This is a genomic window from Lentzea sp. NPDC054927 (assembly GCF_053610285.1).
In genome coordinates, this window is sequence record NZ_JBSGXZ010000002.1 from 286795 (window position 1) to 312085 (window position 25291).

Annotated in this window: 25 protein-coding genes; 4 read left to right on the top strand and 21 right to left on the bottom strand. The window is 68.7% G+C overall.

Going from position 1 to position 25291, the window contains the following annotated elements:
- Nucleotides 1-26: 26 nt before the first annotated feature.
- The 5 genes from ACWGE0_RS04740 to ACWGE0_RS04760 form a co-directional block, all read right to left on the bottom strand.
- On the bottom strand, nucleotides 27-461 hold the full coding sequence (locus ACWGE0_RS04740) for a hypothetical protein (RefSeq protein ID WP_452259548.1): 435 nt from the start codon (nucleotides 459-461) through the stop codon (nucleotides 27-29).
- A gap of 1 nt (nucleotide 462) precedes the next feature.
- On the bottom strand, nucleotides 463-1956 hold the full coding sequence (locus ACWGE0_RS04745) for an Nramp family divalent metal transporter (protein ID WP_452259549.1): 1494 nt from the start codon (nucleotides 1954-1956) through the stop codon (nucleotides 463-465).
- Nucleotides 1957-2074: 118 nt separating this feature from the next.
- On the bottom strand, nucleotides 2075-4225 hold the full coding sequence (locus ACWGE0_RS04750; RefSeq protein ID WP_452259550.1) for an acetate--CoA ligase family protein: 2151 nt from the start codon (nucleotides 4223-4225) through the stop codon (nucleotides 2075-2077).
- A 32-nt stretch (nucleotides 4226-4257) separates the two neighbouring features.
- Nucleotides 4258-5499, bottom strand: coding sequence for a formyl-CoA transferase (gene frc / locus ACWGE0_RS04755; RefSeq protein WP_452259551.1), 1242 nt, complete (start codon nucleotides 5497-5499; stop codon nucleotides 4258-4260).
- Between the two features lie 14 nt (nucleotides 5500-5513).
- Complete coding sequence (locus ACWGE0_RS04760; protein ID WP_452259552.1) at nucleotides 5514-7223, bottom strand: thiamine pyrophosphate-binding protein; 1710 nt, start codon at nucleotides 7221-7223, stop codon at nucleotides 5514-5516.
- A gap of 126 nt (nucleotides 7224-7349) precedes the next feature.
- Here ACWGE0_RS04760 and sucC point away from each other — a divergent pair, with 126 nt between their 5' ends.
- Complete coding sequence (gene sucC / locus ACWGE0_RS04765) at nucleotides 7350-8456, top strand: ADP-forming succinate--CoA ligase subunit beta (protein ID WP_452259553.1); 1107 nt, start codon at nucleotides 7350-7352, stop codon at nucleotides 8454-8456.
- Nucleotides 8456-9349 (top strand): succinate--CoA ligase subunit alpha, encoded by an 894-nt coding sequence (gene sucD, locus ACWGE0_RS04770; RefSeq protein ID WP_452259554.1) that lies wholly within the window; start codon nucleotides 8456-8458, stop codon nucleotides 9347-9349. Before sucC ends, sucD begins: the two co-directional genes overlap by 1 nt.
- Nucleotides 9350-9523: 174 nt before the next feature.
- Here sucD and ACWGE0_RS04775 read toward each other — a convergent pair whose 3' ends face one another.
- From ACWGE0_RS04775 to ACWGE0_RS04810, 8 genes are all read right to left on the bottom strand, one after another.
- Nucleotides 9524-10579, bottom strand: coding sequence for a serine hydrolase domain-containing protein (locus ACWGE0_RS04775; protein ID WP_452259555.1), 1056 nt, complete (start codon nucleotides 10577-10579; stop codon nucleotides 9524-9526).
- Nucleotides 10576-11391 (bottom strand): hypothetical protein, encoded by an 816-nt coding sequence (locus ACWGE0_RS04780; protein ID WP_452259556.1) that lies wholly within the window; start codon nucleotides 11389-11391, stop codon nucleotides 10576-10578. Before ACWGE0_RS04780 ends, ACWGE0_RS04775 begins: the two co-directional genes overlap by 4 nt.
- Nucleotides 11388-11687: a type VII secretion target gene (locus ACWGE0_RS04785; protein ID WP_452259557.1), complete on the bottom strand. Its 300-nt coding sequence runs from the start codon at nucleotides 11685-11687 to the stop codon at nucleotides 11388-11390. Before ACWGE0_RS04785 ends, ACWGE0_RS04780 begins: the two co-directional genes overlap by 4 nt.
- Complete coding sequence (locus ACWGE0_RS04790; protein WP_452259558.1) at nucleotides 11684-12028, bottom strand: YbaB/EbfC family nucleoid-associated protein; 345 nt, start codon at nucleotides 12026-12028, stop codon at nucleotides 11684-11686. Before ACWGE0_RS04790 ends, ACWGE0_RS04785 begins: the two co-directional genes overlap by 4 nt.
- A gap of 13 nt (nucleotides 12029-12041) precedes the next feature.
- Nucleotides 12042-12659 (bottom strand): ESX secretion-associated protein EspG, encoded by a 618-nt coding sequence (locus ACWGE0_RS04795; protein WP_452259559.1) that lies wholly within the window; start codon nucleotides 12657-12659, stop codon nucleotides 12042-12044.
- Entirely contained in the window at nucleotides 12656-12958 is a 303-nt protein-coding gene (locus ACWGE0_RS04800; protein ID WP_452259560.1) for a hypothetical protein, read from the bottom strand. Before ACWGE0_RS04800 ends, ACWGE0_RS04795 begins: the two co-directional genes overlap by 4 nt.
- Nucleotides 12955-14154, bottom strand: a complete 1200-nt coding sequence (locus ACWGE0_RS04805; protein ID WP_452259561.1) for a hypothetical protein — start codon at nucleotides 14152-14154, stop codon at nucleotides 12955-12957. The genes ACWGE0_RS04800 and ACWGE0_RS04805 overlap by 4 nt, the downstream gene beginning before the upstream one ends.
- Nucleotides 14155-14254: 100 nt before the next feature.
- Nucleotides 14255-16378, bottom strand: coding sequence for a helix-turn-helix domain-containing protein (locus ACWGE0_RS04810; protein WP_452259562.1), 2124 nt, complete (start codon nucleotides 16376-16378; stop codon nucleotides 14255-14257).
- A gap of 120 nt (nucleotides 16379-16498) precedes the next feature.
- On the opposite strand from ACWGE0_RS04810, the gene ACWGE0_RS04815 reads away from it, so the two are divergent.
- Complete coding sequence (locus ACWGE0_RS04815; protein WP_452259563.1) at nucleotides 16499-17065, top strand: DedA family protein; 567 nt, start codon at nucleotides 16499-16501, stop codon at nucleotides 17063-17065.
- Here ACWGE0_RS04815 and ACWGE0_RS04820 read toward each other — a convergent pair.
- Nucleotides 17028-17747: an SDR family NAD(P)-dependent oxidoreductase gene (locus ACWGE0_RS04820; protein ID WP_452259564.1), complete on the bottom strand. Its 720-nt coding sequence runs from the start codon at nucleotides 17745-17747 to the stop codon at nucleotides 17028-17030. The genes ACWGE0_RS04815 and ACWGE0_RS04820 overlap by 38 nt on opposite strands.
- A 107-nt stretch (nucleotides 17748-17854) precedes the next feature.
- Here ACWGE0_RS04820 and ACWGE0_RS04825 point away from each other — a divergent pair, with 107 nt between their 5' ends.
- Nucleotides 17855-18697: an alpha/beta fold hydrolase gene (locus ACWGE0_RS04825; protein WP_452259565.1), complete on the top strand. Its 843-nt coding sequence runs from the start codon at nucleotides 17855-17857 to the stop codon at nucleotides 18695-18697.
- Here the strand turns inward: ACWGE0_RS04825 and ACWGE0_RS04830 are convergent.
- From ACWGE0_RS04830 to ACWGE0_RS04860, 7 genes are all read right to left on the bottom strand, one after another.
- Nucleotides 18672-19778 carry a macrolide family glycosyltransferase gene (locus tag ACWGE0_RS04830; RefSeq protein WP_452259566.1) on the bottom strand — a complete coding sequence of 369 codons (1107 nt, stop codon included), beginning with the start codon at nucleotides 19776-19778 and terminating at the stop codon, nucleotides 18672-18674. The two genes, ACWGE0_RS04825 and ACWGE0_RS04830, sit on opposite strands and share 26 nt — an antisense overlap.
- A gap of 49 nt (nucleotides 19779-19827) precedes the next feature.
- A complete protein-coding gene (locus ACWGE0_RS04835; protein ID WP_452259567.1) occupies nucleotides 19828-20739 on the bottom strand; it encodes a Gfo/Idh/MocA family protein in 912 nt (303 codons plus the stop codon).
- 4 nt (nucleotides 20740-20743) lie between these two features.
- Nucleotides 20744-21823, bottom strand: coding sequence for an ABC transporter permease (locus ACWGE0_RS04840; protein ID WP_452259568.1), 1080 nt, complete (start codon nucleotides 21821-21823; stop codon nucleotides 20744-20746).
- Nucleotide 21824: 1 nt separating this feature from the next.
- The gene (locus ACWGE0_RS04845; protein ID WP_452259569.1) at nucleotides 21825-22694 is read right to left on the bottom strand and encodes an ABC transporter ATP-binding protein; all 870 of its coding nucleotides are present in this window, start codon (nucleotides 22692-22694) and stop codon (nucleotides 21825-21827) included.
- A gap of 76 nt (nucleotides 22695-22770) precedes the next feature.
- Nucleotides 22771-23583, bottom strand: a complete 813-nt coding sequence (gene fdhD / locus ACWGE0_RS04850; protein WP_452259570.1) for a formate dehydrogenase accessory sulfurtransferase FdhD — start codon at nucleotides 23581-23583, stop codon at nucleotides 22771-22773.
- A complete protein-coding gene (locus tag ACWGE0_RS04855; protein WP_452259571.1) occupies nucleotides 23465-24019 on the bottom strand; it encodes a hypothetical protein in 555 nt (184 codons plus the stop codon). Before ACWGE0_RS04855 ends, fdhD begins: the two co-directional genes overlap by 119 nt.
- A complete protein-coding gene (locus ACWGE0_RS04860; protein WP_452259572.1) occupies nucleotides 24016-25263 on the bottom strand; it encodes an MFS transporter in 1248 nt (415 codons plus the stop codon). Before ACWGE0_RS04860 ends, ACWGE0_RS04855 begins: the two co-directional genes overlap by 4 nt.
- Between the last annotated feature and the right edge of the window lie 28 nt (nucleotides 25264-25291).

Consider the following 25291-nt stretch of genomic DNA (forward strand, 5'->3'; position numbering starts at 1 on the left):
CTTGGCTCCTTCGGCGGAAGGGAAGGTCAGCGGGAGGCGGTGGCTCGCGCACGGAGACGCATCGAGATGCGCTCGTGCAGCCACAGGAAACCGATGGCCCAGCCGAAGCTCACGATCCCTTGGTAGGCGAGGAAACCGGCCAGGTCCGAGGGCAGTCGAACCTGACCGGTGAGCACGAGGCTCACAGTGGTCTCGTGGATGAGCCTGGCCAATGGGAACGCCACGAGCCAGTAGAGAGCCACCGGAGCGAACCGGCCGGCCGGGAGCCGGCCTGCCGCCACCAGCAGGCCGAAACCGCCACCGAACGCGCCCAGCGGCAGTCCGAGCGCCACCATCGTGACGAGAGCCCACCCGAGCGGCTGGCCGACGAGCGCGGCCAGCCCTCCCGCGATGAGCCCCGCGGCGAGACCGACGAACGCGCCGGGCACCGCTTCTTTGAGAAAGCCTTCGCGGATCTGCATCTCAGCCCACCACTACGCCGAATTTGACGAGACTGAAGAACAGCATGCCCAGGTAGAACACCGCGCCGAAGCCGATGATGATGTTCGTGATCAGCTTGGGGCGGATGGGTTTGGGCAACATCCGGTTGTTCACCAGCAGGAGCACCACGCAGTAGGCGCCCATGGCGAACGTCGACAGGAACGCGAGCACGTCGAGGATCGCGCCCGGTCCGTCGGCCGGTCCGAACAACAGGATCAGGATGCCGAACGTGATGACACCCCAGAGGAATCCCGCGTAGAGGTGCGACATGCGGAACCTCTTCGCGCCCTTCACGAAGTGGTACGTCATGTCCGCCTGGCCGCGGGAGAACGAGTCGAACAGGCCCAGTGTGGCGTTCAGGCCGATCAACGCGATGAACCCCAGGAACACCGCACCGAGCACCGGTCCGCCGGCTGACGCGAAGGCGTCCGACATGGCGTTGAGTGCCGCCTCCCGTTCACCGGACTCGATGAGTGCTTTGACGTCCGGACTCGTGCGACTCGCCGACTGCGCGAGGACCGTGAAAGAAACCGTGACGAGCATCGTGATGCCCCAGAACAACAACAGGGCGTCGAACGTCACCCAGCGGCGCCAGCCCTTCCACTTGGCCAGCTCCGCCTTGTCGTCGGTGTCGAACATGAAGCCGCGGGCCGGCATCTGCTCTTCCTCGCCCGCGTGCCGCAGCCCCCGGACCTTCGGGATGTGCGCGCCCATGCCGGCCCCGCTGTCCCGCAGGTGCAGCGTGTACCACATCTGCTGCATGCCGGACGGTCCCGCGAACGCGATCGAGCCGACGATGATCGGGAACCACTCCGGCGACATGGCCTGTGCCGGGAAGTACCCGAACTGGAACATGCCGCTGATCGTGCTGGTCAGGTCGCCCCACGTGCCGACCATCGCCGCCACCACCGCGGTGCTGACGACGAGCAGTCCGATGAGGATGGACAGCAGGTTCTCGAGCAGGTTGTAGATGACCTTGGCGAGGCTGAACAGCACCCCGACCAGTATCAGGCCGACACACGCCGAGACCGTCCACGGTATGCCGGTGATCTTTTCCAGGGCCGCCGCCCCGGCGGAGAGATGGCCCGGCCAGATGTAGACGAGTATCGCGACTACGAAGAAGAACCACATGATCGGTTTGAACACGCGTGCGGCGCCGAAGAAGATGCTCTCCCCCGTCGCCATCGCGTACCTCGCCATCTCGAGCATGACGACGGCCTGCAGCGTCACGCCGATCAGGAATAGCCACCTGATGTCCGGTCCGAAGACCAGCACCAGGCGCGGCCACATGTAGGACTCGCCCATGCCCACGCCGAGCGCCACCAGGAACACCGTGGGGCCGAGCAGGTGGATCGACGGTGGTGCGTCGGGGAGTTTCCTGATGGGCATCGCTTCCAGCTTGCCCGCGGGCCAGACACGTTCCTTCTCAGGTGGCGTGCTGACATCCGTGCGAGCAGCCAGATTTGGATCATCCACGGTTAACAACCTCCAGAGGACCGGCTGTCTTCGTTGACCTCCCTGGCGGGTTCGCGACCGTGGGCGTGTCACGGTCGCGGACGGGCCATCTCTCCCTTGCTACACAAAAAGCCTGTTGCTAGCCCAGGAGTCCGGCGGCACGTGCCCACCGGTACTTCGCGCCCAGTACTGCGACAGGTTTCTCCGTTGTGTACGGATACGCAACTACCCCGTTCCGGTACAGGTACTCGCTGGCCTCCTCCACCTCGACGTCGCCGGCGAGCGAGGCGACGACGGGCTTGTGGATTCCGTTCGCCCGGTACTCCTCCACGACGTCGACCACGAGCTTCGCGAACACCATCGGTGGCGTGACGATGGTGTGCCAGTAGCCCAGGATCAACGAGTGGATGCGGTCGTCCGCGAGACCGAGCGCGATCGTGTTCCGGTACGTCGAGGGCGGTTCCCCGCCGGTGATGTCGATCGGGTTGCCCGCCGCGCCGAACGGCGGGATGAACTTCCGGAACGCCGCGTCCAGATCGTCCGGAATCTCCATGAGGGACAACCCGTTGTCCACACAGGCGTCCGAGAGCAGCACACCGGAGCCGCCCGCGCCGGTGATGATGACGACGTTCTCACCCTTCGGCGTGGCCAGCAGCGGGATGCCGCGCGCGTACTCCAGCAAGTCGTTCAGGCCGGGTGCGCGGATCACGCCGCTCTGCTTGAGGATGTCGTCGTAGACCCGGTCGTTGCCCGCCAGTGCGCCGGTGTGCGAGCTGGCCGCTTTGGCGCCCTGGTCGGTTCGTCCGGCCTTGAGCACCACGACCGGTTTCTTGGCCGAGACCCGCTTTGCCGTGTCCGCGAAGGAACGACCGTCTTTCAGGTCTTCCAGGTGCATCGCGACGAGCTGGGTGTTCGGGTCCTGCTCGAAGAACGTGAGCAGGTCGTCCTCGTCGATGTCGGCCTTGTTGCCCACGCCCACGATCGCGGAGACGCCCATTCCCGCGGAACGGCTGAATCCGAGGATCGCCATGCCGATTCCGCCGCTCTGCGACGACAGGGCCACTCCGCCCTTGACGTCGTACGGCGTGCAGAACGTCGCTGAGAGGTTCTCCGGCGTGTAGTAGTAGCCGTAGATGTTCGGACCGAGGATGCGCACGCCGTGCTTGCGCGCGATCGTGACGATCTCGTCCTGCAGCTCCTGGTTGCCCGTTTCACCGAAGCCGGACGGGATCATGATCGCGCCGGCGACGCCCTTCTTGCCGACCTCCTCCAGCGCGGCCGCCACGAACTTCGCCGGGATCGCGAACACCGCGACGTCGATGTCGCCCGGCACGTCCGCGATGCTCGCGAACGCCTTGCGGTCGAGGATCTCGTCGGCCTTGGGGTTGATCGGGTAGATCTCGCCCTGGAACCCGCCGTTGACGAGGTTCTTCATCACCGAGTTGCCGATCTTGCCCTCTTCGTTCGAGGCACCGATCACGGCGACGGCGGCCGGCTTCATGATCCGGTTCATCGAGGTGAGGATCTCGTCCTGGGTGAACCGGTGCGGTTCCTTGGCGGCGTTCTCGTCCACCAGGATCCGCACGTCGACCGCGGTGGCCCCGGAAGGCGTTGCCAGCACGGGGTTCAGGTCGACCTCGGCGAGCTGAGGGAAGTCGGTGACCAGATCGGACACCCGGCTGATCAGGTCGGCGAGCCGGTGCGTGTCGACACCGGCAGCACCGCGGACACCCCGCAGGATCTCCGCGGCCGCGATGCCGTTGACCATCGACAGGGCCTCGGAGGCACTCGTGGGCGCCAGCCGGAACGTGACGTCCTTGAGCACCTCGACCAGCACACCGCCGAGACCGAACGCGACGATCTTGCCGAACGTCTCGTCGGTGGTGGCGCCCACGATGACCTCGTGGACGTCCTTCCCGATCGGCAGCTGCTGCTGGACCTGGACGCCGGTGATCTCGGCGTCCCCCTTGTAGTTCTTCGCGTTGTGGATGATCGTGCGGTAGCCCTCGGCGACCTCGCCCGAGTTCCGCAGGCCCACCAGCACACCGCCGGCCTCGGTCTTGTGCAGGATGTCCGGTGAGACGATCTTGAGCACGACCGGGTAGCCGATCTCCTCGGCGAACGCGACCGCGCCCTCCGACGACTTCGCCAGCGCCTCGGCCGGGGTCGCGATCCCGTAGGCGTCGCAGACCCGCTTGCCCTCCGGTGCGGTGAGCGACGACCGTCCCTCCGCCCGCACCTTCGCGAGTACGTTCTCGACCGCGGCGCGGTCGTAGCCGTTGTCCGGCATGAGATTTCGTCTCCCTGGGATGTTCTGGGCGGTTAGATGACGCCGGCCGCGCGGAGTCCGGCCAGCCGGTCGGCGCTGTAGCCCAGCGCACCGAGCACCTCGTCGTTGTGCTCACCGAGCAGCGGCGGGCGCTGCACCTCGACGACCGAGTCGGAGAGCTTGAGCGGGTTGCCGACCGTCTTGAACGTGCCGCGCTCCGGGTGGTCGACCTCGACGACGGTGCCCAGCTCTGCCAGCGTCTCGTCCTCGATGATCTCCTTTGTGGACAGAATGGGTCCGCACGGGATGTTGTGGGCGTTGAGCTTGTCCATCACCTCCCACTTGGTGTGCTTCTCCGTCCACTCCTCGATCAGCGCGAACGCCTTGTCCAGCTTCGAGAGCCGGACCTCGGGCGTGGCCCAGGCCGGGTCCTCGGCGAGCTCGGGCCTGCCGATCAGCTCGGTCAGCGGCTTCCACCCGACCGGCTGGATGATCACGTAGATGTAGTCGTTGGGGCCGCCGGGGGCACAGCGCACCGCCCAGCCGGGCTGGCCACCACCGGATGCGTTGCCGGAGCGGGGAACCTCGTCCCCGAACTGCTCGTTCGGGTACTCCCCCAGCGGCCCGTGGGCGAGCCGCTGCTGGTCGCGCAGCTTCACCCGGCACAAGTTGAGCACCGCGTCCTGCATGGCCACCTGGACGCGCTGGCCGCGTCCGGTGTTGGTCCTCTGGTACAGCGCGGCCAGGATCGCGGCCACCAGGTGGATTCCGGTTCCCGAGTCACCGATCTGGGAACCGGTCGCGAGCGGTGGGCCGTCCTCGAAGCCGGTGGTGCTCATCGAGCCGCCCATGGCCTGCGCGATCACCTCGTACGCCTTGAAGTCGGCGTAGCGGCCGGGGCCGAAGCCCTTGATCGACGCGTAGATCAGCTCGGGGTTGAGCTCGTGCAGCTTCTCCCAGGGGTAGCCGAAGCGTTCGACGACACCGGGGCCGAAGTTCTCGACGAGGATGTCGACGTCGGCGACGAGCTTCTCGAAGACCTCCTTGCCTTCCGGGGCCTTCATGTTGAGCGTGATGCTCCGCTTGTTGCAGTTGAGCATCGTGAAGTAAAGACTGTCCACTTCGGGCAGATCGCGCAGCTGGCCGCGGGTGATGTCACCGCGTCCCGGCGTTTCCAGCTTGATGACGTCCGCGCCCAGCCAGGCGAGCAGCTGGGTCGACGACGGTCCGGACTGCACGTGCGTCATGTCGAGGACTTTGACGCCCTCCAGGGCCTTGGTCGGTGTTTTACCCATTTTGGTCAGCTCACCTACTTGTACATCGTCTGGTTCATGGTTCCGGGCGCGTACACGTCGGGGTCGATCCACACGTTGATCAGCGAGGGCTTGCCCGACTCGCGGGCGCGCTGCAGTGCAGGGCCGATGTCCTTGGGATCACGCACTTCCTCGCCGTAGCCGCCGAGCATCTTGGCGAACTGGTCGTACTTGACGTCGCCGAGCGTGTTGCCGACGCGCTCGCGCTCCAGGCCGTACTTCGCGGCCTGGCCGTAGCGGATCTGGTTCATCGACGAGTTGTTGCCGACGATGCCGACGAATGGCAGGTTGTAGCGGACGAGCGTCTCGAAGTCCCAGCCGGTGAGGCTGAACGCACCGTCACCGAAGAGCGCCACGACTTCCTTTTCGGGCCGGGCGAGCTTGGCGGCCAGCACGAACGGGATGCCGACGCCGAGCGTCCCGAGTGGACCCGGGTCCATCCAGTGGCCGGGCGACTTCGGCTGCACGACCTGGCCGGAGAACGTGACGACGTCGCCGCCGTCGCCGATGTAGATGGAGTCCTCGGTGAGGAAGTCGTTGATCTCGCTCACCAGGCGGTACGGGTGGATCGGCATGTCCTCGGACAGCAGGTGCTCCGAGCGCTTCAGCCGGGCCTTCTCCTCGACCGCCTGCAGTTCCTCCAGCCACACCTTGCGGCCCATCGCGCCGTTGTCCTCACGACCGGACGCGGCCTGCGTGACGCTGGAGAGCACCAGGTCCGCGTCGCCGACGATGCCGAGGTCGACGTCGCGGTTCTTGCCGACGGTGCGGTAGTCGAGGTCGATCTGGACGACCGTCGCGTTCGCGGAAAGCCTGCGCCCGTAGCCCATCCGGAAGTCGAACGGGGTGCCGACGATGACGATCACGTCGGCGTTGTCGAAGGCGTAGCGGCGCGACAGCTGGAAGTGGTGCGGGTCGCCAGGAGGCAGGGTGCCGCGACCCGCGCCGTTCATGTAGGCGGGGATGTTGAGGCTGCGGACGAGCTCGATCGCGGAGTCCGTGGCGCGCGTCGTCCACACCTGGCTGCCCAGCAGGATCGCCGGTTTCCTGGCGTGCACCAGCAGGTCCGCGAGCTTCTCGATGTCCGCCGGGTCACCGACGCTGCGCGTGGACGCGCGGTAGTGACCCGCTTCCGGTACTCGTGCGGTACTGACCGGCACCTTGGCGTCCAGGACATCGCGCGGGATCTCCAGGAACGCCGGGCCGGGCGCGCCGGCGTTCGCCTCTCGGAACGCCATCGACACCATGTCCGCGATGCGGGCGGTGTGCGGGACGTTCGCGGCGAACTTGGTGATCGGCGTCATCATGTCGACGTGCGGGAGATCCTGCAGTGAGCCCATCTTGTGCTGGCTCAACGCACCCTGGCCGCCGATCAGCAGCATCGGGCTCTCCGCGCGGAACGCGTTGGCGACGCCCGTGACGGCGTCGGTGGTACCGGGGCCCGCGGTCACGACGGCGCAACCGGGCTTGCCGGTGATGCGGGCGTAGCCGTCGGCCGCGTGGGCCGCGACCTGTTCGTGCCGGACGTCGATGACGGCGATGCCCTCATCCACGCAGCCGTCATAGATGTCGATGATGTGGCCGCCGCACAGCGTGAAAATCGTGTCGACGCCCTCGGCCTTGAGGGCTTTGGCGACCAGGTGGCCCCCGGAAATCGACCCAGAGTCCGACCCGGAATCCGACCCTGGCTCCGCGGAACTCGTCATCGGCGATCAGCTCCCCTTGGCGCTTCGACTGTAGATTGCATACCGTATGAGGTAGGCATATCGTTACTCCGCTACCAACCGGATGTCCATAGATGGCCGCAAGTTTTCGGCGAGAGGACGTAGACGGTGGATCTTTTCGAACACGAGGCGCGGGACCTCTTCGAGCGTTGCGGAGTGCCCGTTCCGCGGGGTTTCGTGGCGGACACTCCTGAATCCGCGCGCGAGGCAGCCGCAACCCTGGGCGGCACCGTGGTGGTCAAGGCTCAGGTGAAGACCGGCGGGCGCGGCAAGGCCGGCGGCATCAAACTCGCTTCGACGCCCGACGAAGCAGCGTCGGCGGCCTCGGCCGTCCTGGGGATGGACATCAAGGGCCACACCGTGCACAAGGTGCTGGTGACCGAGGCGAGCGAGATCGCGGAGGAGTACTACCTGTCGTTCCTTCTCGATCGTGCCAACAGGACGTTCATCGGCATGGCGTCGGCCACCGGCGGCATGGAGATCGAGGAGATGGCGGACTCCATCACTCGAATGCCAGCTTCGACCTTTGACGCATCTGCGGTGTTCCCACCGGAAATCGCCGAAAAGGTGAACGCCGTCGCTTCCGCCCTGTGGAAGGTCTTCGTTTCCGAGGACGCGACCCTCGTCGAGGTGAATCCGCTGGCGCGCACCAAAGACGGCCGGATCATCGCGCTCGACGGCAAGGTGACCCTGGACGACAACGCGTCCTTCCGGCACTCTCGTCCAGACGCGAGAGCAGAGGGCGACCCGCTGGAGGTGCGCGCCGCCGAGAAGGGCCTGAACTACGTCAAGCTCGACGGCTCGGTCGGCGTCATCGGCAACGGCGCGGGCCTCGTCATGTCCACATTGGACGTCGTGGCGCTGGCCGGTGCCGCGCCCGCGAACTTCCTCGACATCGGCGGCGGCGCCTCGGCCCAGGTGATGGCCGACGGCCTCGACGTCATCCTGTCCGACCCGTCGGTGCGCAGCGTGTTCGTGAACGTCTTCGGCGGCATCACCGCGTGCGACGCGGTGGCCAACGGAATCGTGCAGGCACTCGGGCTGCTGGGCGACCGCGCCGACAAGCCGCTGGTGGTGCGGCTCGACGGCAACAACGCCGAGGCCGGCCACCGCATCCTCGACGAAGCACGACACCCGCTGATCACCGTGGCGCTCACGATGGACGACGCGGCGGGCCGTGCCGCCGCGCTCGCCGGCGCCGGTAAGGAGTCCTGATGGCGATCTTCCTCGACGAGCACAGCCGCGTGATCGTGCAGGGCATGACCGGGTCGGAGGGCGCCAAGCACACCCGGCGGATGCTCGCGGCCGGCACGCAGGTCGTCGGTGGCGTGAACGCGCGCAAGGCCGGCACGTCCGTGGACTTCGACGACGTGACGCTGCCGGTGTTCGGCACCGTAGCCGAGGCGATGGAACAGACCGGCGCGAACGTGTCGGTGCTCTTCGTCCCGCCCGCGTTCACGAAGGACGCGGTGATCGAGGCGATCGACGCGGGGATGGGCCTCGCGGTGGTCATCACCGAGGGCGTCCCGGTCCACGACACGGCACAGTTCTGGGCCCATGCGCAGAGCATGTCGAAGCAGGGCAAGTCGACGCGGATCATCGGCCCGAACTGTCCGGGCATCATCAGCCCGGGCAAGTCCAACGCGGGCATCATCCCGGCCGACATCACCAAGCCCGGGTCGATCGGGCTGGTGTCGAAGTCGGGAACGCTGACCTACCAGCTGATGCACGAGCTGAAGGACTTCGGCTTCACCACGTGCGTCGGCATCGGCGGCGACCCGATCGTCGGCACCACGCACATCGACGCGATCGCGGCGTTCGAGGCCGATCCGGAGACCGAGCTCATCGTGATGATCGGCGAGATCGGTGGTGACGCGGAGGAACGGGCGGCGGAGTTCGTGCGGGACAACGTGTCCAAGCCCGTCGTCGGCTACGTCGCCGGCTTCACCGCGCCCGAGGGCAAGACGATGGGCCACGCGGGCGCCATCGTCTCGGGGTCCTCGGGCACGGCGGAGGCCAAGAAGCAGGCCATGGAGGCGGTCGGGATCAAGGTCGGCAAGACGCCGTCGGAGACCGCCGCACTCGCACGGGCCATCCTGACCAGCTAGCGCCCAGCCTCAGACCACCTGGGCGTCTGCAAGTACCACCAACTCTTGATCGAATCGCCTGTAACCACACCCAACCTGTTCGGCGAGTGCCGAACAGGTTGGGTGTGGTTGTGCGTCTGTTGATGTTGAGTTGGTGGTACTTGCAGACGCCAGAAGCCGCACTCGGAGGACGAGCTAGGCGCAGAGTGCCTTGTTCGCCACGTCGAACGAGGACGGGGTCGAGTTCATCCCGTTCGTGTTGGTCACCACCGACGCGAACCTGCCGTCGTCGGTGACGAGCGTGAACGAGTGGTGGCCGGTGGGCAGGGCGCCGTTGTGACCCCACGCCACACCGCCGCAGGTCAACGGCAGCTTGACCAGCGCGAGCCCGTACGTGCCGTTCTGGCCCCAGGTCTGCTTCATCTCGGCCAGTGCCGCGGGTGAGACGACCTGGCCGTTGATCAGCGCCCGGTAGAAGCGCTGCAGGTCGTCCAAAGTGGACGACATCGAGCCGGCGGTGCTCCAGAACGACAGCTCGATCGCGGTGGTCGCCTCGGTCCAGAAGAAGATCGGGCCGAGGCGGCCGCCGAGGTAACCCGGAAGGAAAGGCGTTGGCAGCGCCCGGTTTCCCGGTGCCGGGAACTTCGTCCGCGTCAGACCGAGCGGGCTGATGATCCGCTCGGTGATCGCGTCACCCGCCTGCTTGCCGGTGAGGCGTTCGATCAGCATGCCCAGCACCAGGAAGCCGACGTTGGAGTAGTTCTGGGCGGCACCGGGTGCGGACTGGGCAGGCTCGTCCATCGCCGAACGGACCAGTTCGGCGAGGGTGAACGTGCCGTCGGGGTTCGCCTGCGCGTCGCGGACGTAGTTCACCAGGCCGCTGGTGTGCTGCAACAGCTGACGAACGGTGATCACGTCGCCGTTGTAGTTGCCGGTGACCACGCCGGGCAGGTACCGGGAGATCGGCGCGTCCAGCTCGACGCGGTGTTCGTCGACGAGCTGGAGGACCACCGCGGCGGTGAACGTCTTGGTCTGGCTGCCGATCCGGAAGTGGTCGCCGCTGGTGATCACGCGTTGTTCGTGGATCTTCGCGGTGCCGGCCGACAGCGTGCCCGCGCGGTAGTGCACGGCGGCGCCTGGACCGGCCTGCGCCTGGTACTGGTTGAGCACGGTCTGCACGCCGTCGTCGGCCTTCGCCGGTGCGACGCCGACGAGCAGGAACGCGCAGACGAGCGCGGCGATGCGCTTCACGCGGTCACCTCCTTCGCTGTCGGCAGCTGCGCCGAACCGTCCTGGGCCGAACCGCCTTGGGCCTGATCGCCGATGACCGACAGCGCCTGCTTCACGATCTTCAGCACGGCCTGCGCGCCCTCGACCAGTTTGATCAGGTTCTCGCCGCTCGCCAGCAGCTCACCGAGCTTCGCCGCGATCTGCACCCCGCACTCGACGGCGATCTGCACGCACTGCGGGATGGCGACGGCGATGCTCTGCCCGAACGTCGACGGTGCCGCCGCGATCGCCTCGGTCATGATCGGCACGATCTTGCCGATCGCCTCGGTGATCAGCCGGGTGACCTCGGCGACGACCTGGGCCACCACCTCACCGGCCTTGATCAGCGCGCTCGCGTTGGTCAGCGCGGTCTCGGCGACGGACAGCACGCCGTCGACCAGTTCCTTGCCGGTCTTGGCGTAGTCGGTCGCGCTGTCACCGGTCCAGCTGTCGGTCTCGCTCTTCGCTTTCGCGCTGTACTCGTCGGCCAGCGTGGTCGCGGCCTTGCTCGCGTTCTGGAACTCCCCCGCGCCCTGCTGGACGCCGTCCGGGTTGCCCTTGAGCTGGTTCAGCGGCTCTTCCAGAAACGAGATCATCGGCGTGAGAAAACCGACGCCCGCGCTGTCCAAGGCCTGCAACGGTTTGCCGTTCGAGCCGAGTTCGCCGATCGGTGCCTTGGGCGTGGCCGCGAGGTCCGCCGACAGCCATTCGTCGCCGGCGATGGCCTTGGTGGTGGTGCGGAGTTCGTTGAGCAGCGCGGCAATCGTGCCCGCGTCCGTCGCGGTGGCGGTCATCGGCCGGCCCCCGTGACGGTCTCGGCGTTGCGTTCGTCGGTGCGCTGGTAGGTCTCCGCGGTGCGCCGCATGCCTTCGCCCACTTTGTCCATTGTAGACGCCACGTGCGCGAAGCCGCCCATGGTCTCCCCCATCGAGCCGCTCAGGCCGGTGGTCATGAACTGTGCGAACGACCCCAGCGACTCCCCGCCGAGCTGGTCGGGCAGCCGTCCTCCCGTCGCGGAGAGCTGGTCCGCGTACCCGGTGAGCGTCGCGGCGTGGCGCCGCAACTGCTCGTGATCGACCGTGAAGCTCATCGCACGGCCTCCGGCAGGTGCTTCGTGACCTGGTGCAGCGCGTCGCTCTCGCCGAGGTAGTCCGCCATCACCTCGGTCATCCGGGCGCTCGCCAGCCGTTGCGCCTCCCGCGCGGTGCTGACGATCAGCATCGCGAGCGTGTCGACGTCGAGCTTGCGCGCCGCCGGCGTCAGCGCGACGTCACCGAGCACGCCACCCGCGTTGACGGACACCGTGACCTCACCGCGCGGCGACGTCGCACTCGCCCCGACCTCGGCCAGGCTCGCACTGGCACTGCGCGCGCTGTAGGCCACTCGCTCCAGGCGTTCCTGGTAGTCCGCCAGCCACTGTGCTGGATCCACTTCTCCCCCTCTTCTAGGCTCGCGCAACCGCGGCGAGCTCACCTATCGCACGGACCAGGTCGTTGTGCCGCATGGGATTCACGCTGACCCAGCCGTCGTCGCAGACATCCACCCTGACCCGGCCGCCCGCACTGTCCAACCAGGACACCTCCTGTCGCTGGCCGCCCTTCGTCACACCGGCCTGGCCCTGCCCGACGACCTCGAGGTCGAACTTCGCGCCAGGCGGCAGCGTGATCGGCATGACCTGCGCGGGCCGCAGGTCCGGCACCAACGCCACGAGCTCATCGCCCAGGGTCTCCGCCTCGACGTGCGTCACCCGGACCGTGCTCTCGGACTGCGTGCACACGATCGCCTCGTCGCCGTGCACCATCGCGACGGCACCAGTGCCTCTTACTACGAGGTCGACCACGGCCGTGTGTTCGCACAGCGCGGTGACGAGTGCGGCAGCCATACCCGTAGGTCCGTGCGCCTCTGCCAGCCCGCGGGCCTGCAGCCCGTGCCCCGCCTCGGCGAGCAGCGTGGCGCGTTCGTCCGCGAGCTTGCCGAACGACGGCACCCGCAACGGAAACGGCCAGCGCACCCCGGCGTGCGTGGCGAGCAGGTCCATCTCCACCAGGTCGAAGGCGATCATCGCCCCGCCTTGCGCGCCTGCTCGGCGTCGGTCTCGGTGTAGGTGTTCCTGATCTGCGCGAGCATCTCCTGGAACGCCCGCACCTCACGTTCGGCCGCACTCACCTCGCCCGCGAGCCCCGACCCGGCCGCCTTGAGCCGTTTCGACAGGTCCTGGGCGGGCGGGGCGGTCCCGAGCAACGGCTGCCGCTCGGCCAGCCTGCTGGCGGTCGCCACCAGGTCCCCTGTCAGCTCGGCCAGCCGGGTCAACGTCTTGATGCGGTCCTGCAGCCCGTCCGGCGCGACCTCGAAGCTGGTCACTGTTCCTCTCCGATCACTGCCGGCGACACACGGTCGTTCACCGCGAACAGCCCGTGGTCAAGCGTCGGCATCTGGTTCTCGTGCTCCTGGTCGTCGTCCTTGCGCGCCCCACCGAGCGGTTGCCCCATCGCGCCGTTTTGCGCGGCAGACCGTGCGTCCGCGATGGGCGAACCGGTGATCGTCGGCCCAACGGCCTGACCGAACATCACGCCCGTGCGCATACCCGGGCTGAGCTGGGTCTGCTGACTCACCGGGCTCATCGGACTCCCGGCACCGATGACCGGACCTCGCGTCGTGGCGACCGAACCACCGCTGCCGCCGCCTACGAGCCGTTGCCAGGGCACGCCACCCGAGCTGGGTGTCTTCACCGGTGCCGCTGCCGCCGCCTGGGCCGTGGGAGCGGCTTGGGGGACGTTGCCGCGGGCGTCGTCGATGAGCCGGCCGCTGCCGTTGAGGCTGGACTCGTAGGTCTGCATCGCACGGACGGCCTGGGCTTTCTGCTGGTCGGCCGTGGCGACGCCGAAGTAGAAGCTGAACCCCGGCGAACCGGCCGCTGGCATCGCAGGAGCGCTCGGCAACGCGAAAGGCGCGGGCGCGCTGGGCAACGCGAAGGGCGCGGGTGCGCTGGGTAGCGAGAACGGCGCGAGGGCGTTCGGCAACTCGAACGCGGCGGGTGCCGTCGACGCTGTGAACGGGGCAGGCGCGCTCGGCAGGCCGAGTGGAGCCGGTGCGTCCGGCAACGCGAAAGCCGCCGGTGCCCCGAACAGAGCCCGTGCATCCGGCGACCCGACCGGTGTCGGCACGCCCGGCGGACCCGCGAACGCGGGCATCGTCGTCCCCGCCGGCGGTGGCGGCGGCATCGCGGCCCGCGCGGCGGCCAGTGCGTCCGCCGAGTCCTGCGCGGCCTGCTGCCCTGCCGCCGCCAGCTCGCTGATCTTCTCGATCCGCTCGGCCAGCGTGGTGAGCCTGGCCGCGGCCTCCTCCGCCGCGGCGCCGTGCCAGCCGGCGAGCAGCGCGGTGCGTTGTTCGCGGAGCACTTCGGCGTGTGTGTCCAACGCGGCGCGGTGGCGTGTCCACTCGTCGGCGACCGTGCTCACGTCCGCGACGTCGGCGTCCTGCCACAGCATCCTGTGGAGTTCTTCGTGGCTGTACGCCTCCCAGTTGATCTCGGTTGGCGGCGACTCGTTGCCTGACACCCCTGGATTCCCCCTCCTTCGTCCGGCCCGGCAAACGATCACAGCCGGGTCAAACGAAGGACAGGCCAGACGACCGGCCACTTGTGGCCGGTCGCTCCCATCAGGGCAAACGCGCGAAATGATCCTGGAGGCGGGCATGGCGGAACTGGTAGACCGCGCCCGCCCGGCGCAGCACGCCACGCCGGTACGCGTCGTCGAGGAAGGCCGGCAACCGCCACGGCAGCCGTCCGGTCAGCGGCAGCCACACGCGCGCGAACACGACCCACTGCCCCCACGCGGTCAGGCTCAGCACATAAGCCAGACCGCCGCCGACACCGCCGACGAGGCCGAGGTTCAGCGCCGTGATCGGCGACCACACGACCTCGAACCGCAACGCCGTGAGCCCGAACGCGACAGCTCCGGTGGCCATCGAGACGAACACCGCGAACACCGGCACGAACAGCGACACCAGCCGCAGCACGTGGCGCCGGTTCGCCTCGATCAGATCGTCTGGGCTGCCCGCGGAGCGCACGTCCAGCGGCGACTCGAGGGCCGCGACCAGGCCGAACACCACCGCGGCGCCGAGTCCGAACACCAGCGCGAACACGCCGACGTCGACCAGCACCCCCGAAGTCATCTCGTACAGGGGCGTGACCAGCCAGAACGCCGCCGCCCGCACCACCCCGTACGCGGCGCCGACCGCACCGCCGAACCCCAGCCCGAGCAGTCCCCGCAACCACACCCGCTTCCCCACCCGGCCGCGCAACCTCAGCCGGGTGCGCACGGGTTCGAGCGGCGCGGTCCGGGCCACGTACCAGTGCGCCAGCCCGAAGACCACGCCCGTGGCCAGCCCGATCATCGACGCGAACAGCAGGCCCCTGACGACCAGCGCACCGACCATGAAGGCTTCGACCACCAGGTCCGTCACGCCGACCGCGACCCCGACGGCGAGCCCGATGATCGACGCGCGCCGGCGCGACGACGTCCCGACCTGCCACCACGCGATGTCGTGGGTCCCGAGCCGGTTCAGGTGCAGCGCGAGGTGGCCGAGCCACGGCCGCACCTGCTCGGCGTCGGCGCCGTAGACGGCGGGCACGAAGCTGCCGAGCAGGTGCCGTTCGATCTCGTCAGCGGTGCCGAACGTCAGCAGTTCGGCTGGATCGTGGTCAGGGGTGTCGCTGTAGATGCGCCGTGCGAGCGCAACCATCAACGGCGTCGTGAGCACCTCGGCCAGCACACCGCCGTTGCGCACCTCGTCGAGCACCGGCTTCCAGACATTCCCGCCCGGTCCGGCTTTGCGCGTCGTGCGCGGCAGGTAGTCCGCGAGGTCGTCGCACGTCAGGTCAGCCAGCACCACCGCGGCAGCCGACGTCAGCACGTCGGTGCCCTCGACCGCGTCGCGGTATTCGTCCACACGGCTCGTGAGCAGCAACGGCAGAGTGGTGGTGTTCAACGCGTTGAGAGCCGGCCGATGCAATCCGGCCGCGATCTCGTCGAACCCGTCCAGCACGGGCAACACCCGTTGGGCGTCCACCAACGCCGCTGCCAACGTCCCACCGCTGGGTCCCGGAGCCCCGAGGAACGGGTGATCGCGGGTCAGCTGTTCGGCCATCCAGTCGCGCAACCCGACGCGTTCCGGATGCCACGACCCGAGGCTGAAGATCACCGGCACCGGGTCGCGAAGATCCTGGGCGCCGAGCAGGTCGAGCACGAACCGCGTGGTCAGCACCGTCTTGCCGGACCCCGCGCGCCCCAGCACGACGAGCCGCCGCGACCCGACCCTCCGGTAGACCTCGACGACCTGGTCCAGCCGCCCGTCCAGCGCGGCCTCACCGCCGATGTTGAGCCAGCTGTCCCGCAACGTCTCGGGCGCCGCGTCCCAGCGCACCGGCAACGGCACGGGGTCGTGGATCTGGCCCTGTTCCTCCTCGCGCCGCCACCGCGCCTCGACCGCGACCTTCAAGGTCTCCACGGCCTCTGCCAGCGGGTCGAACCGCACCGGCTCGGCGACGGCAACGGGCTCGTGGCGTCCGGCGGCAGCGAACAGCTCGGACCGCTCCGCCCCGGACAGCTCCAAAGCGTCGGCCAGCGCACGCACGGTGCCCATCCGCGGGTCGGTCCGTTCGCCGGTCTCCAGCCCGCGCACCGTGCGAATGCCCACGGCAGCGCGCTGAGCGAGCGCCTCCTGGCTCAATCCCGCCCGCTGCCGCCACTGACGCAGCAGTAAGCCGAACTGGCTCGCCACAACCGCCCCCTCGTCCCGGTGATCAGCACCTTATCGAGACCCCCGCGTTCACTGCACGGATCCGGACGGAGGGGGAAGATCGAAGATGTGCTAACCCAGTGGCTCCACACCGTTCCACCGTTGCTGGTCTACGTCGTCGTGGGCCTGGTGGTCGGTGTCGAGAGCATCGGGATCCCGTTGCCGGGCGAGATCGTTCTCGTCGCGGCGGCGCTCATGGCCTCACACCACGACGGCGTCTCGCCGCTCATCGTCGGCATCGCCGCGTCGGCGGGCGCGATCATCGGTGACAGCATCGGATACGCGCTGGGCAAACGGTTCGGGCCGCGCGTCTTCGGGTGGGCGGGCGACAAGTTCCCGAGCCACTTCAGCCCGGACAAGATCGGCCGCGCCCAGGCGCTGTTCGAACGGTTCGGCGCCTGGGCGGTCTTCTTCGGCCGGTTCGTGGCGTTGCTGCGGATCCTTTCCGGTCCGCTGGCAGCCACGATGGGCATGCACTACGGGAAGTTCCTCCTGGCCAACGCAGCTGGCGGCATCGCGTGGGCCGGTGGCACGACAGCGGCTGTGTACTTCGTCGGCGAGGCGGCCGAGCACTACCTCGCCGAGTTCTCCTGGATCGCGCTGCTGGTCGTTCTGCTGGCGGTGATCGGGTTCAGCGTCCGAGCCCGGCTCCGCCGTTCACCCCGATGACCTGCGCCGTTACGTGCCCTGCCTCAACAGACGTCAGGAACGTGATCGCCGCGGCGATGTCCGCCGGGGTGCCCGCCCGGCCGTTCGCCGGGTTGCCGACGAGCTTCTTGCGCCGCTCCTCGGACAACGTCCCGCCGAAGAACTCCGTGTCCTCGACGACGCCGGGCGACACCACGTTGACCGTGATCCCACGCCCTCCCAGCGCGAACGCCAGATCAGCGGTCCACGCCTCGACGGCCGCCTTGGCCGCACCATAGGCACCCGAACCACGCCGGCCCGCGATCGAGCCGATCGTCACCACGCGGGCGTTGTCCGCCAGCCGCGGTTGCAGAGCCGTCGTCACCAGCACGGCGCTGATCACGTTGGACTCGTAGTTCGCGAGCCACAGGTTGCGCACGTCGGCCAGGTTCTCCGGCGCGGGCAGGCGCCGGGTCATGTTGCCGCCGGCGTTGTTGACGAGAACGTCCACCGAGGACGGCAGGTCCGGCAACGCCGCCTCCACCGCGTCCGGGTCGGACGCGTCGAACACCACCGCCCGCGCGCCGACCTCCTCTGCCGCCGCCTTCAGGACGTCCTCGCGCCGGCCCGTGATCACCACGTCGAGACCCTGCTCCACGAGCCGGGCCGCCACCGCTTTGCCGATGCCCGTGCCGCCGCCGGTCACCACTGCTGTTCGTGTCATCAGACGTTGATAACAGCCGAATACATGCAGGTCGATCGGCCTGTTAGCCCATCGGGGTTCACGTCTGTGACTAGGCTGCTCAAACCTACTCCACTGGGGAGAATCACATGACTACACACGTTCTCGAAACCGACAAAGCGGCCATCACGTACGACGTGCACGGCGAGGGCGGCCGTCCGTTGATGATGATCGGCCAGCCGATGGACGCGAGCGGTTTCGCGGCGCTCAAGGAGCAGTTCCGCGACCGCACGGTGATCACCTACGACCCGCGCGGCCTCGGCAGAAGCACGCGTTCGGACGGCAGCACCGCCAACACGCCCGAGATCCAGGCCGCCGACGTGCACGCGGTGATCGAGGCCGTCGGTGGTCCGGTCGACCTGTTCGCGTCCAGCGGCGGCGCGGTCACGGCCCTCGAACTCGTGGCGACCTACCCGGACGACGTGGTCACGCTCGTCGCGCACGAGCCGCCGTTGATCGACGTGCTGCCCGACGCGGAGGTCGCCCGCCGTGCGCGCGACGGGTTCATCGACGCCTACTTCGCAGGCGGTTCCGGCGCGGGCATGGCGCAGTTCATGGTCATGTCGTCGTGGCAGGGCGAGTACACCGACGAGTACTTCGCGCTGCCGCCGGCCGACCCCGCGCAGTTCGGCATGCCCGCCGAGGACGACGGATCCCGCAACGACCCGTTGCTGTCGCGGGATTCCCTCGCCATCACCGACTACCAGGTGAAGGTCGACGCCCTCGCGGCCGCGCCCACCCGTGTCGTGATCGCCGTCGGCGAGGAGACGATCAACGTGTTCACCGGGCGCACCGCCGTGCACACCGCGAAGCTGCTCGGCCAGGAAGCCACCGTGTTCCCCAGTCACCACGGCGGGTTCATGGGCGGCGAGTTCGGCTACGCGGGCAAGCCGGAGGAGTTCGGCGTCAAGCTGCGCGAAGTGCTCGGCTGAGGATCACCTCGGCGGCCCGTGCGGCGCCGCCACCGGCCTCCACAGCGGCACGCATCCGGTCGAGGTTCCGCCGGATCGTGCCGCTCCCGGCCACCCGCTGGACCGCCGCGCGCAGATCTGCGTGGTCGTCGACCCGTTCGCCCAGCCCGAGCTCGACCACGCGGTCGGCGTTGGCGGTCTGTTCCGGTGTCTGCGGCACGATCACCAGCGGCACGCCCTGGTGCAGGGCCTCCATCGTGGAGTTCATGCCGCCGTGGCTGATGAACACCTCGGTGTGCTTCAACACCGCGGGCTGCGGAAACCACGGCCGCACATCGATGTTCTCCGGCACGTCACCGACGCCCTGCGCGGTCATCGCGACCTCCCAGCCGCCGTCACCGAACTGCTCGACGCACGCCCGGTAGAAGTCGCGATCGCTCATCACCGAACCGAGCGAGACGAACAGCAACGGCAGATCCGGGCGACGCGGTGACCACTCCTCGTCCAACCGGCTGCCGAGCACCGGGCCGACGAAGTGGAACGACTCGTCGAAGGTCTCCGCCCGTGGCTGGAACTCGCGCGGCACGAACACCAGGCTGCACGCCTCGGGTGCCTCGATGGTGCTCGGGATGTCGAGCTCGACCTCGTTCTCCGCGACGAACCGCGCGAGGTCGTCCGCGATGGACCAGGCCAGGCCCCAGTCCATCAACGTGTAGTGCTCGTTCGACGCGCTGTGCGGCAGCGTGCGTACAGCCGGTATACCGAGTGTGCGCGCGACCAGCCGCGCCGGCCAGTTCGTCGAGTCGTAGCAGATCAGGTCGGGCCGGTCGGTGCGGCAGCGGTCGAGCAGGACCGGGTAGACCCTGCTCATCGCCTTGAAGTAGTGCGGAAACCACTCGTCGATCGGGTTCGCAGTGACCGGGTGGAAGTCCGGCAGCGCGGGCAGCTCCACCCAGCGCGCACCGGCCGCGGTCACCGCCTCGGCGTGCTCGGCGCCGGTGGCGTACTCGACGTCGGCTCCGCGTTTGCTGAGTTCTTCCACCACCGCGAGAGTCGGTGTGACGTGGCCATGTCCTGAGAGCGTGACGAACAGGATCCCCATTGGCCCGATCTTGCCGAACCCGGTCAAGTTCTTTTCCCGGCGGGCGTTCTCAGCGCAGGAACGCCTCGATCACCTCGGCCACCCGCAGCCCGCTCGCGAAGTCCGCCAGATCACGCGGGTGCTCGCCCCGCACGGCCTGGGCGAACAGCGTGAGCCGCGAGTAGTCCGACCCGGTCTGCTCAAGCGGCACCGGTTCCCACGCGCCACCGTCCGAAGTGGACAGCAGTGCCCACTGGTCCAGGCGCAGCGACCGTTCGGTGCCCCACGCGGTCCACTCGTAGATCTCCGGCCCGGCCAGCCCGGAGAACGCCGACACGTGCACCGGCACACCACTCCCGCGCAGCACACCGCGTGCCGCCACCTCTGCCGCACCGGGCTCTGGGAAGTCCGACGACACGGACTCGACGGTCAACGGGCCGAGCATCCGGTCCGTGAGGTAGATGAAGTGCGACAACACCTCGCGGACGAACCCGCCCTGCTCGGACCGCGCGAGCCAGGCAGCCTCCGCCTGGAACGCCCGCGGCCAGCGCGGGAACTGCAGCCTGATCTCCACGCCCCGCAGCGCGCCCAGCTCCGCCAGCCGCCGTTCGATCTCGATCGTCGCGACCATGTCGGACAACGCGAAGTTCACCGCGTTCGGCCGGTTCTCGGCGGCCTCGGCCATCGTGCGAGCCTCGTCGAGGTCGACCGCGAGCGGCTTCTCGCAGAACACCGCTTTGCCGGCCTGGAACGCCTTCAGCACCAGCTCGGCGTGTGAGGCGGGCGGCGTGGAGACGTACACCGCGTCCACATCGGACAGCACGTCGTCGAGCGAGGTGACGACGGGGACGTCGAGCGTGCGGGGTGCGACGTCGACACCCGCGACCACGGTGTAGTCGGGATGTGCCCGCGCCGCCGTCAGCATCCGGGTGCCCATGGCTCCCAGGCCGACGACGGCGAGGCGAATCGGATCAGCGGTCATGCGCCTATTCTGCCGGTGCCCAGGCTCGCGACAGCTTGACCCGTGCGCCGGTCTGCATCAGCGAGCCGGTGTAGAGCCGCGACGCGACCAGCAGGATCACCACGACGGTCGTCGCCAGGATCCCGAGCGACAGCAGTGCCTCCCACGGCCGGGCCTGCTGCGAGAACAACCGCACCGGCATCGCGACCCCTGCCGTGAACGGCACGAACGACATCACCTTGAGCACCGCGGGGTTCTCGAAGAAGAACTGGACGCCGAAGTACGGGCCCATCACCGCGATCATCACCAGGCCCATCGTCGAGCCGAGGTCCTCCTGCCGGCTGACCAGCGAGCCCGCGACCGCCCACATCGACGAGACCAGCACGAACCCGAGCATCAGGAACGGCACGAACCAGCCGAGCGCGGGCGCCACCACCGCCAGCAGTTCCGCCTGCCCTGCCACCCGGAGTGCGATCGGTGCCACCAGCGCCAGGACGACGACCTGGCACAGCGTGAGGATCGTGTGCCCGAGGATCTTGCCGGCGAGCAGCGCCCGCACCGGCACCGTCGACACCAGGATCTCCACGATCCGGGTCTGCTTCTCGGTCACGGTGCTCTGCGCGATGGCCGCGCCGCCCATGCCGAACATCAGGAACACCAGCCCGAACACGATGACCGTGAGGGACCGCTGGCCGGAGGTCACCGCCGAGGCGTCCAGCAGCTCCACCGGAGGTGCCTCGACGAGCTCGCGGATCACGTCGTTCGGCGGGTCGTTGAGCGCGAGGATCTTGATCCCGCCGCCGTCCGGCACGATCGCGGCCTCGACCTCGTCGCTCCTGACCAGCTCGGCCGCGGTGGCGACGTCGCCGACCTCGCGGACGTCGAGCTGCTTGCCCTGCACCACCTGCACAGCCGAGCCGACCGCCGCGACCTTCGGGTCGTCGCCGCCGAACACCGTGGGCAGCACGGTGAGCGCGAACAGCCCGACGATCGTGAAGAGGAACCCGATCCAGAAACCCTTGGTGCCGACGAACGTCTTCATCTCGCGCTCGGCGACCAGCCAGGTCGCCTGCGCGAACGTCGCCTTCTTCGTACCCGCGGCCATGTCAGATCACTTCCCGGAAGATCTCGTCGAGCGTGGGCACGACCGGCGTGAACGAGCGGACCTCGCCGCGGTCCAGGGCGGCCTTGAGGACCTCCTGCGGCGCGGACTCGAACACCGCGCGCGGCCCGTCGAGCTCCAGGATCGTCGTGCCGGGCACGTCGCGGACCCAGCCGGCGTCCTGCGCGACGACGATCTCGTAGCGGTCGCTCGCGTGGGTCTGCCGGAGTTCCTCGCGCGACCCCTTGGCGGCGATCCGTCCCTTCGAGATGATCACGACGTCGTCGCAGAGCCGTTCGACGATCGCCAGCTGGTGGCTGGAGAACAGCACCGGCACCCCGCTCGCCGCGCGCTTGCGCAGCACGTCCAGCACGGTCTCGACGGCGATCGGGTCGAGGCCGGAGAACGGCTCGTCCAGGATCAGCACCTCGGGGTCGTGCACCAGCGCGGCCGCGATCTGCACGCGCTGCTGGTTGCCCAGCGACAGCTGCTCCAGCCGGTCGTTCGCCCGGTCGGTCAGCTCCAGGTCCTCGAGCAGCTGGTCGGTGTTGCGCTGCGCGACCGTCCGCTCGACGCCGTGCAGGCGGCCGAGCCAGGTGATCTGCTCGCGCACCTTCATCTTGGGATACAGGCCTCTTTCTTCGGGCATGTAGCCGAAGTGCGGCCGGTTCTGCGGCGTGATCTCCTGGCCCTGCCAGCTCACCGAACCCCCGTGCGCGGCGAGCACCCCCAGCACGATCCGCATCGTGGTCGTCTTGCCGGATCCGTTGGCGCCCAGGAAGCCCGTCATGCGGCCAGGCCGGACGTCGAAGCTCACCTCGTCGAGGACCCGAAGATCGCCGAAGCTCCGGCTGATCCCCCTCACAGTCAACATGGGGAGAACGCTATGCGGGTTCGTCCAAGATCGCGTCCGCCGCGGGGCGTCATCCGCGCGGAGGACTCCTTACGGGCTAACGCGCCCCGGCCGTGACGCCCAAGCGGTGGCCTCCTGTGTAGACGTTCATCGACGTGCCTCGGAGGAAGCCGACCAGCGTCAGGCCCATCTCCTCCGCGAGGTCGGCGGCGAGTGACGACGGCGCGGACACCGCGGTGAGCACCGGGATCCCGGCCATGACGGCCTTCTGCACCAGCTCGAACGACGCCCTGCCGCTGACCATCAGCACCGTGCTGGTCAACGGCAACCGTCCGTTGCGGGTGGCCCAGCCGACGACCTTGTCGACGGCGTTGTGCCGGCCGACGTCTTCCCTGAGGCACAGCAGGTTGCCGCCGGCGTCGAACAACCCGGCGGCGTGCAGCCCGCCGGTCCGGTCGAAGACCCGTTGGGCGGCACGGAGTTTCGTCGGGAACTCGGTGATCGTCTTGGGGTCGAGCCGGATCGGGTCGGCCGCCACCTGCCAGGTCGCGGTGGTGCGCACGGCGTCCAGGCTGGCTTTGCCGCACAGCCCGCACGACGAGGTGGTGTAGAAGTTGCGCTCGATCGACGGGTCGGGTGGCGCGACGCCTTCGCCGAGGCCGACGTCCAGCACGTTGTAGGTGTTGCCGCCGTCGCTCGTCGCGCCCGCGCAGTAGCGGATGGAGGCGATGTCGGACGGGGCGCGCACGACGCCTTCGCTGACCAGGAAGCCCGCGGCGAGGTCGAAGTCGTCACCCGGCGTGCGCATGGTCACGGCGAGGGACTTGCCGCCCACGCGGATCTCCAGCGGTTCCTCGACCGCCAGCGTGTCCGGTCGTGAAGTGGCCGCGTCGTCCACCAGCCGCACCACGCGCCGCCTGCTCGTCACCCGTCCCACGTGCGTCCTCCTTCTCGGTGGCTTCCCGGCAGATCGCGACGCACTCGGCGAGCAACCGCCGCAACACCTCGTCCCCGGTCATCGCCCGCACCGCCCTGGCCACGACCCAGTCGCGCGGCCACCACCACGGCACGGCGATCCCCGCCCGGCGCACGCAATGCGTGATCAGCCTGTGTGCCGGCGCCTTCTCCGTCCCGATCACCTTGGTGGCGAACGGCAACAGCTTGCGCCGACCGTCTTCAGTGGACTGATCGTTGACGCACCGCGCCACGCACGCCAGCACCGGATGCACACACGCGGGCCGGTCCGACCACACCTCGCCCGCGAGCAGCGACGTCAGTTCCATCAGGCAACAGCCGTCCGCGGGCGTCTGGTGCCAGCCTTTCGCGAGCCGGGGCACGCGGCTCACAGCCGCGGCCTTCCCGGTTGCGAGAGATGCCTGGTGAGCACCGCCCCCGCCAGCCCGAGCACGCCCGCCGCGATGAACGCGAACGCGGGCCCTTGGGAAGCAAGGATGATGGCGGCGATCAGTGCGCCGGCGGCCTTCGCGGTGTAGAGCACGCCGAAGTTCTGCGCACCGTTCGTCTCGCCGAAGTACTCCCTGGTGACGCCCACCAGCAACGAGTAGCAGCACCCGGTGCCAAGGCCCGCGAGCGTCGCGCCGATGAGCAGGCCGGTCGTGTTCTGCGAGTACAACAACACGAACTGCGCCACACCCCCGGTGGCCAACGTCCAGACCAGCGCTTTCCGCCGGCCGATGCGGTCCGAGATCCACCCGACCAGCACGCGTCCGGTGCCCGTGGCGGCGGCGAGTGTCGCCAGCGCGACCGCTCCGAGCACCTTGTCTCCCACGAACAACGGCAGATACGCCAGGTCGTAGAGCGAAACCGCCGCCGCAAACGCAATACCGCCGTACAGCCACCAGAACGTGCCGCACCGCATGGCTTCTTCCGGCCGGAACTCCTTGAGCGCCGCCCGGTTCGGCACCCGCGCCCGGTCCAACGCCCACTCGCGCGGCTGGATGTGCGGCGGCCACCAGTGTTCCGGCGGATCCTTCATCACCGCACCCGCGACCGCGACGATCGCGGTGATCGCGATGGCGGCCTGCGTGAGGAATCCGTTGATGTCGCTGAAAAGAATCCCGGCGGCGATCACGAACGGCACCGACCCGTACGCGAACGCCGCGCTGACGAACGCGACCTTCCTGGTCACACGCTCCGGATACCAGCGAACGACCGTGCCCAGACACGTCGCGTAAACCAGCCCCGCGCCGATCCCGCCAAGCACGGCATATCCGACCAGCTGCCCCTGCCCCAGCGTCAACAGCCCGGTTCCGCACAGGATCGCGCCGATCCACATGGCGCCGGTCGCCGTGAGTCTGTTCTGCTGCCTCAACCAGGCCGCCGGAAACGCCGTGCCCGCCTGGCACACGGTCCACAACGCCAGCGCCCAGAACAACTCCGGCACACTCCACCGGTCCCGCAGCTGCGGGATCAACGCCCCGAAGCCGTACTGCCCGATGCCGGCCGCGAGCATCGCCGCCCAGGCCGCCCACAACACCACCCGGCGCGAGCGCCCCGACACCTCGACGTCGGTCTCACCCACCCGGTAGAGCCTGCCGACGTGATCACGGACGTAAGTCGCGACTGGCATGCCCTTCACCCCGTCCCGAGGATTGCAT

Excerpts from the sequence above, each read along its gene's own strand:
- ACWGE0_RS04750 (WP_452259550.1), bottom strand. The coding sequence starts at position 4,225 with ATGCCGGACAACGGCTACGACCGCGCCGCGGTCGAGAACGTACTCGCG.
- ACWGE0_RS04795 (WP_452259559.1), bottom strand. The coding sequence starts at position 12,659 with ATGATCGCCTTCGACCTGGTGGAGATGGACCTGCTCGCCACGCACGCC.
- ACWGE0_RS04825 (WP_452259565.1), top strand. The coding sequence starts at position 17,855 with ATGACTACACACGTTCTCGAAACCGACAAAGCGGCCATCACGTACGAC.
- ACWGE0_RS04740 (WP_452259548.1), bottom strand. The coding sequence starts at position 461 with ATGCAGATCCGCGAAGGCTTTCTCAAAGAAGCGGTGCCCGGCGCGTTC.
- ACWGE0_RS04820 (WP_452259564.1), bottom strand. The coding sequence starts at position 17,747 with ATGACACGAACAGCAGTGGTGACCGGCGGCGGCACGGGCATCGGCAAA.
- ACWGE0_RS04860 (WP_452259572.1), bottom strand. The coding sequence starts at position 25,263 with ATGCCAGTCGCGACTTACGTCCGTGATCACGTCGGCAGGCTCTACCGG.
- ACWGE0_RS04840 (WP_452259568.1), bottom strand. The coding sequence starts at position 21,823 with ATGGCCGCGGGTACGAAGAAGGCGACGTTCGCGCAGGCGACCTGGCTG.
- ACWGE0_RS04830 (WP_452259566.1), bottom strand. The coding sequence starts at position 19,778 with ATGGGGATCCTGTTCGTCACGCTCTCAGGACATGGCCACGTCACACCG.
- sucD (WP_452259554.1), top strand. The coding sequence starts at position 8,456 with ATGGCGATCTTCCTCGACGAGCACAGCCGCGTGATCGTGCAGGGCATG.
- ACWGE0_RS04780 (WP_452259556.1), bottom strand. The coding sequence starts at position 11,391 with ATGACCGCCACCGCGACGGACGCGGGCACGATTGCCGCGCTGCTCAAC.
- frc (WP_452259551.1), bottom strand. The coding sequence starts at position 5,499 with ATGGGTAAAACACCGACCAAGGCCCTGGAGGGCGTCAAAGTCCTCGAC.
- ACWGE0_RS04785 (WP_452259557.1), bottom strand. The coding sequence starts at position 11,687 with ATGAGCTTCACGGTCGATCACGAGCAGTTGCGGCGCCACGCCGCGACG.
- ACWGE0_RS04835 (WP_452259567.1), bottom strand. The coding sequence starts at position 20,739 with ATGACCGCTGATCCGATTCGCCTCGCCGTCGTCGGCCTGGGAGCCATG.
- ACWGE0_RS04845 (WP_452259569.1), bottom strand. The coding sequence starts at position 22,694 with ATGTTGACTGTGAGGGGGATCAGCCGGAGCTTCGGCGATCTTCGGGTC.
- ACWGE0_RS04760 (WP_452259552.1), bottom strand. The coding sequence starts at position 7,223 with ATGACGAGTTCCGCGGAGCCAGGGTCGGATTCCGGGTCGGACTCTGGG.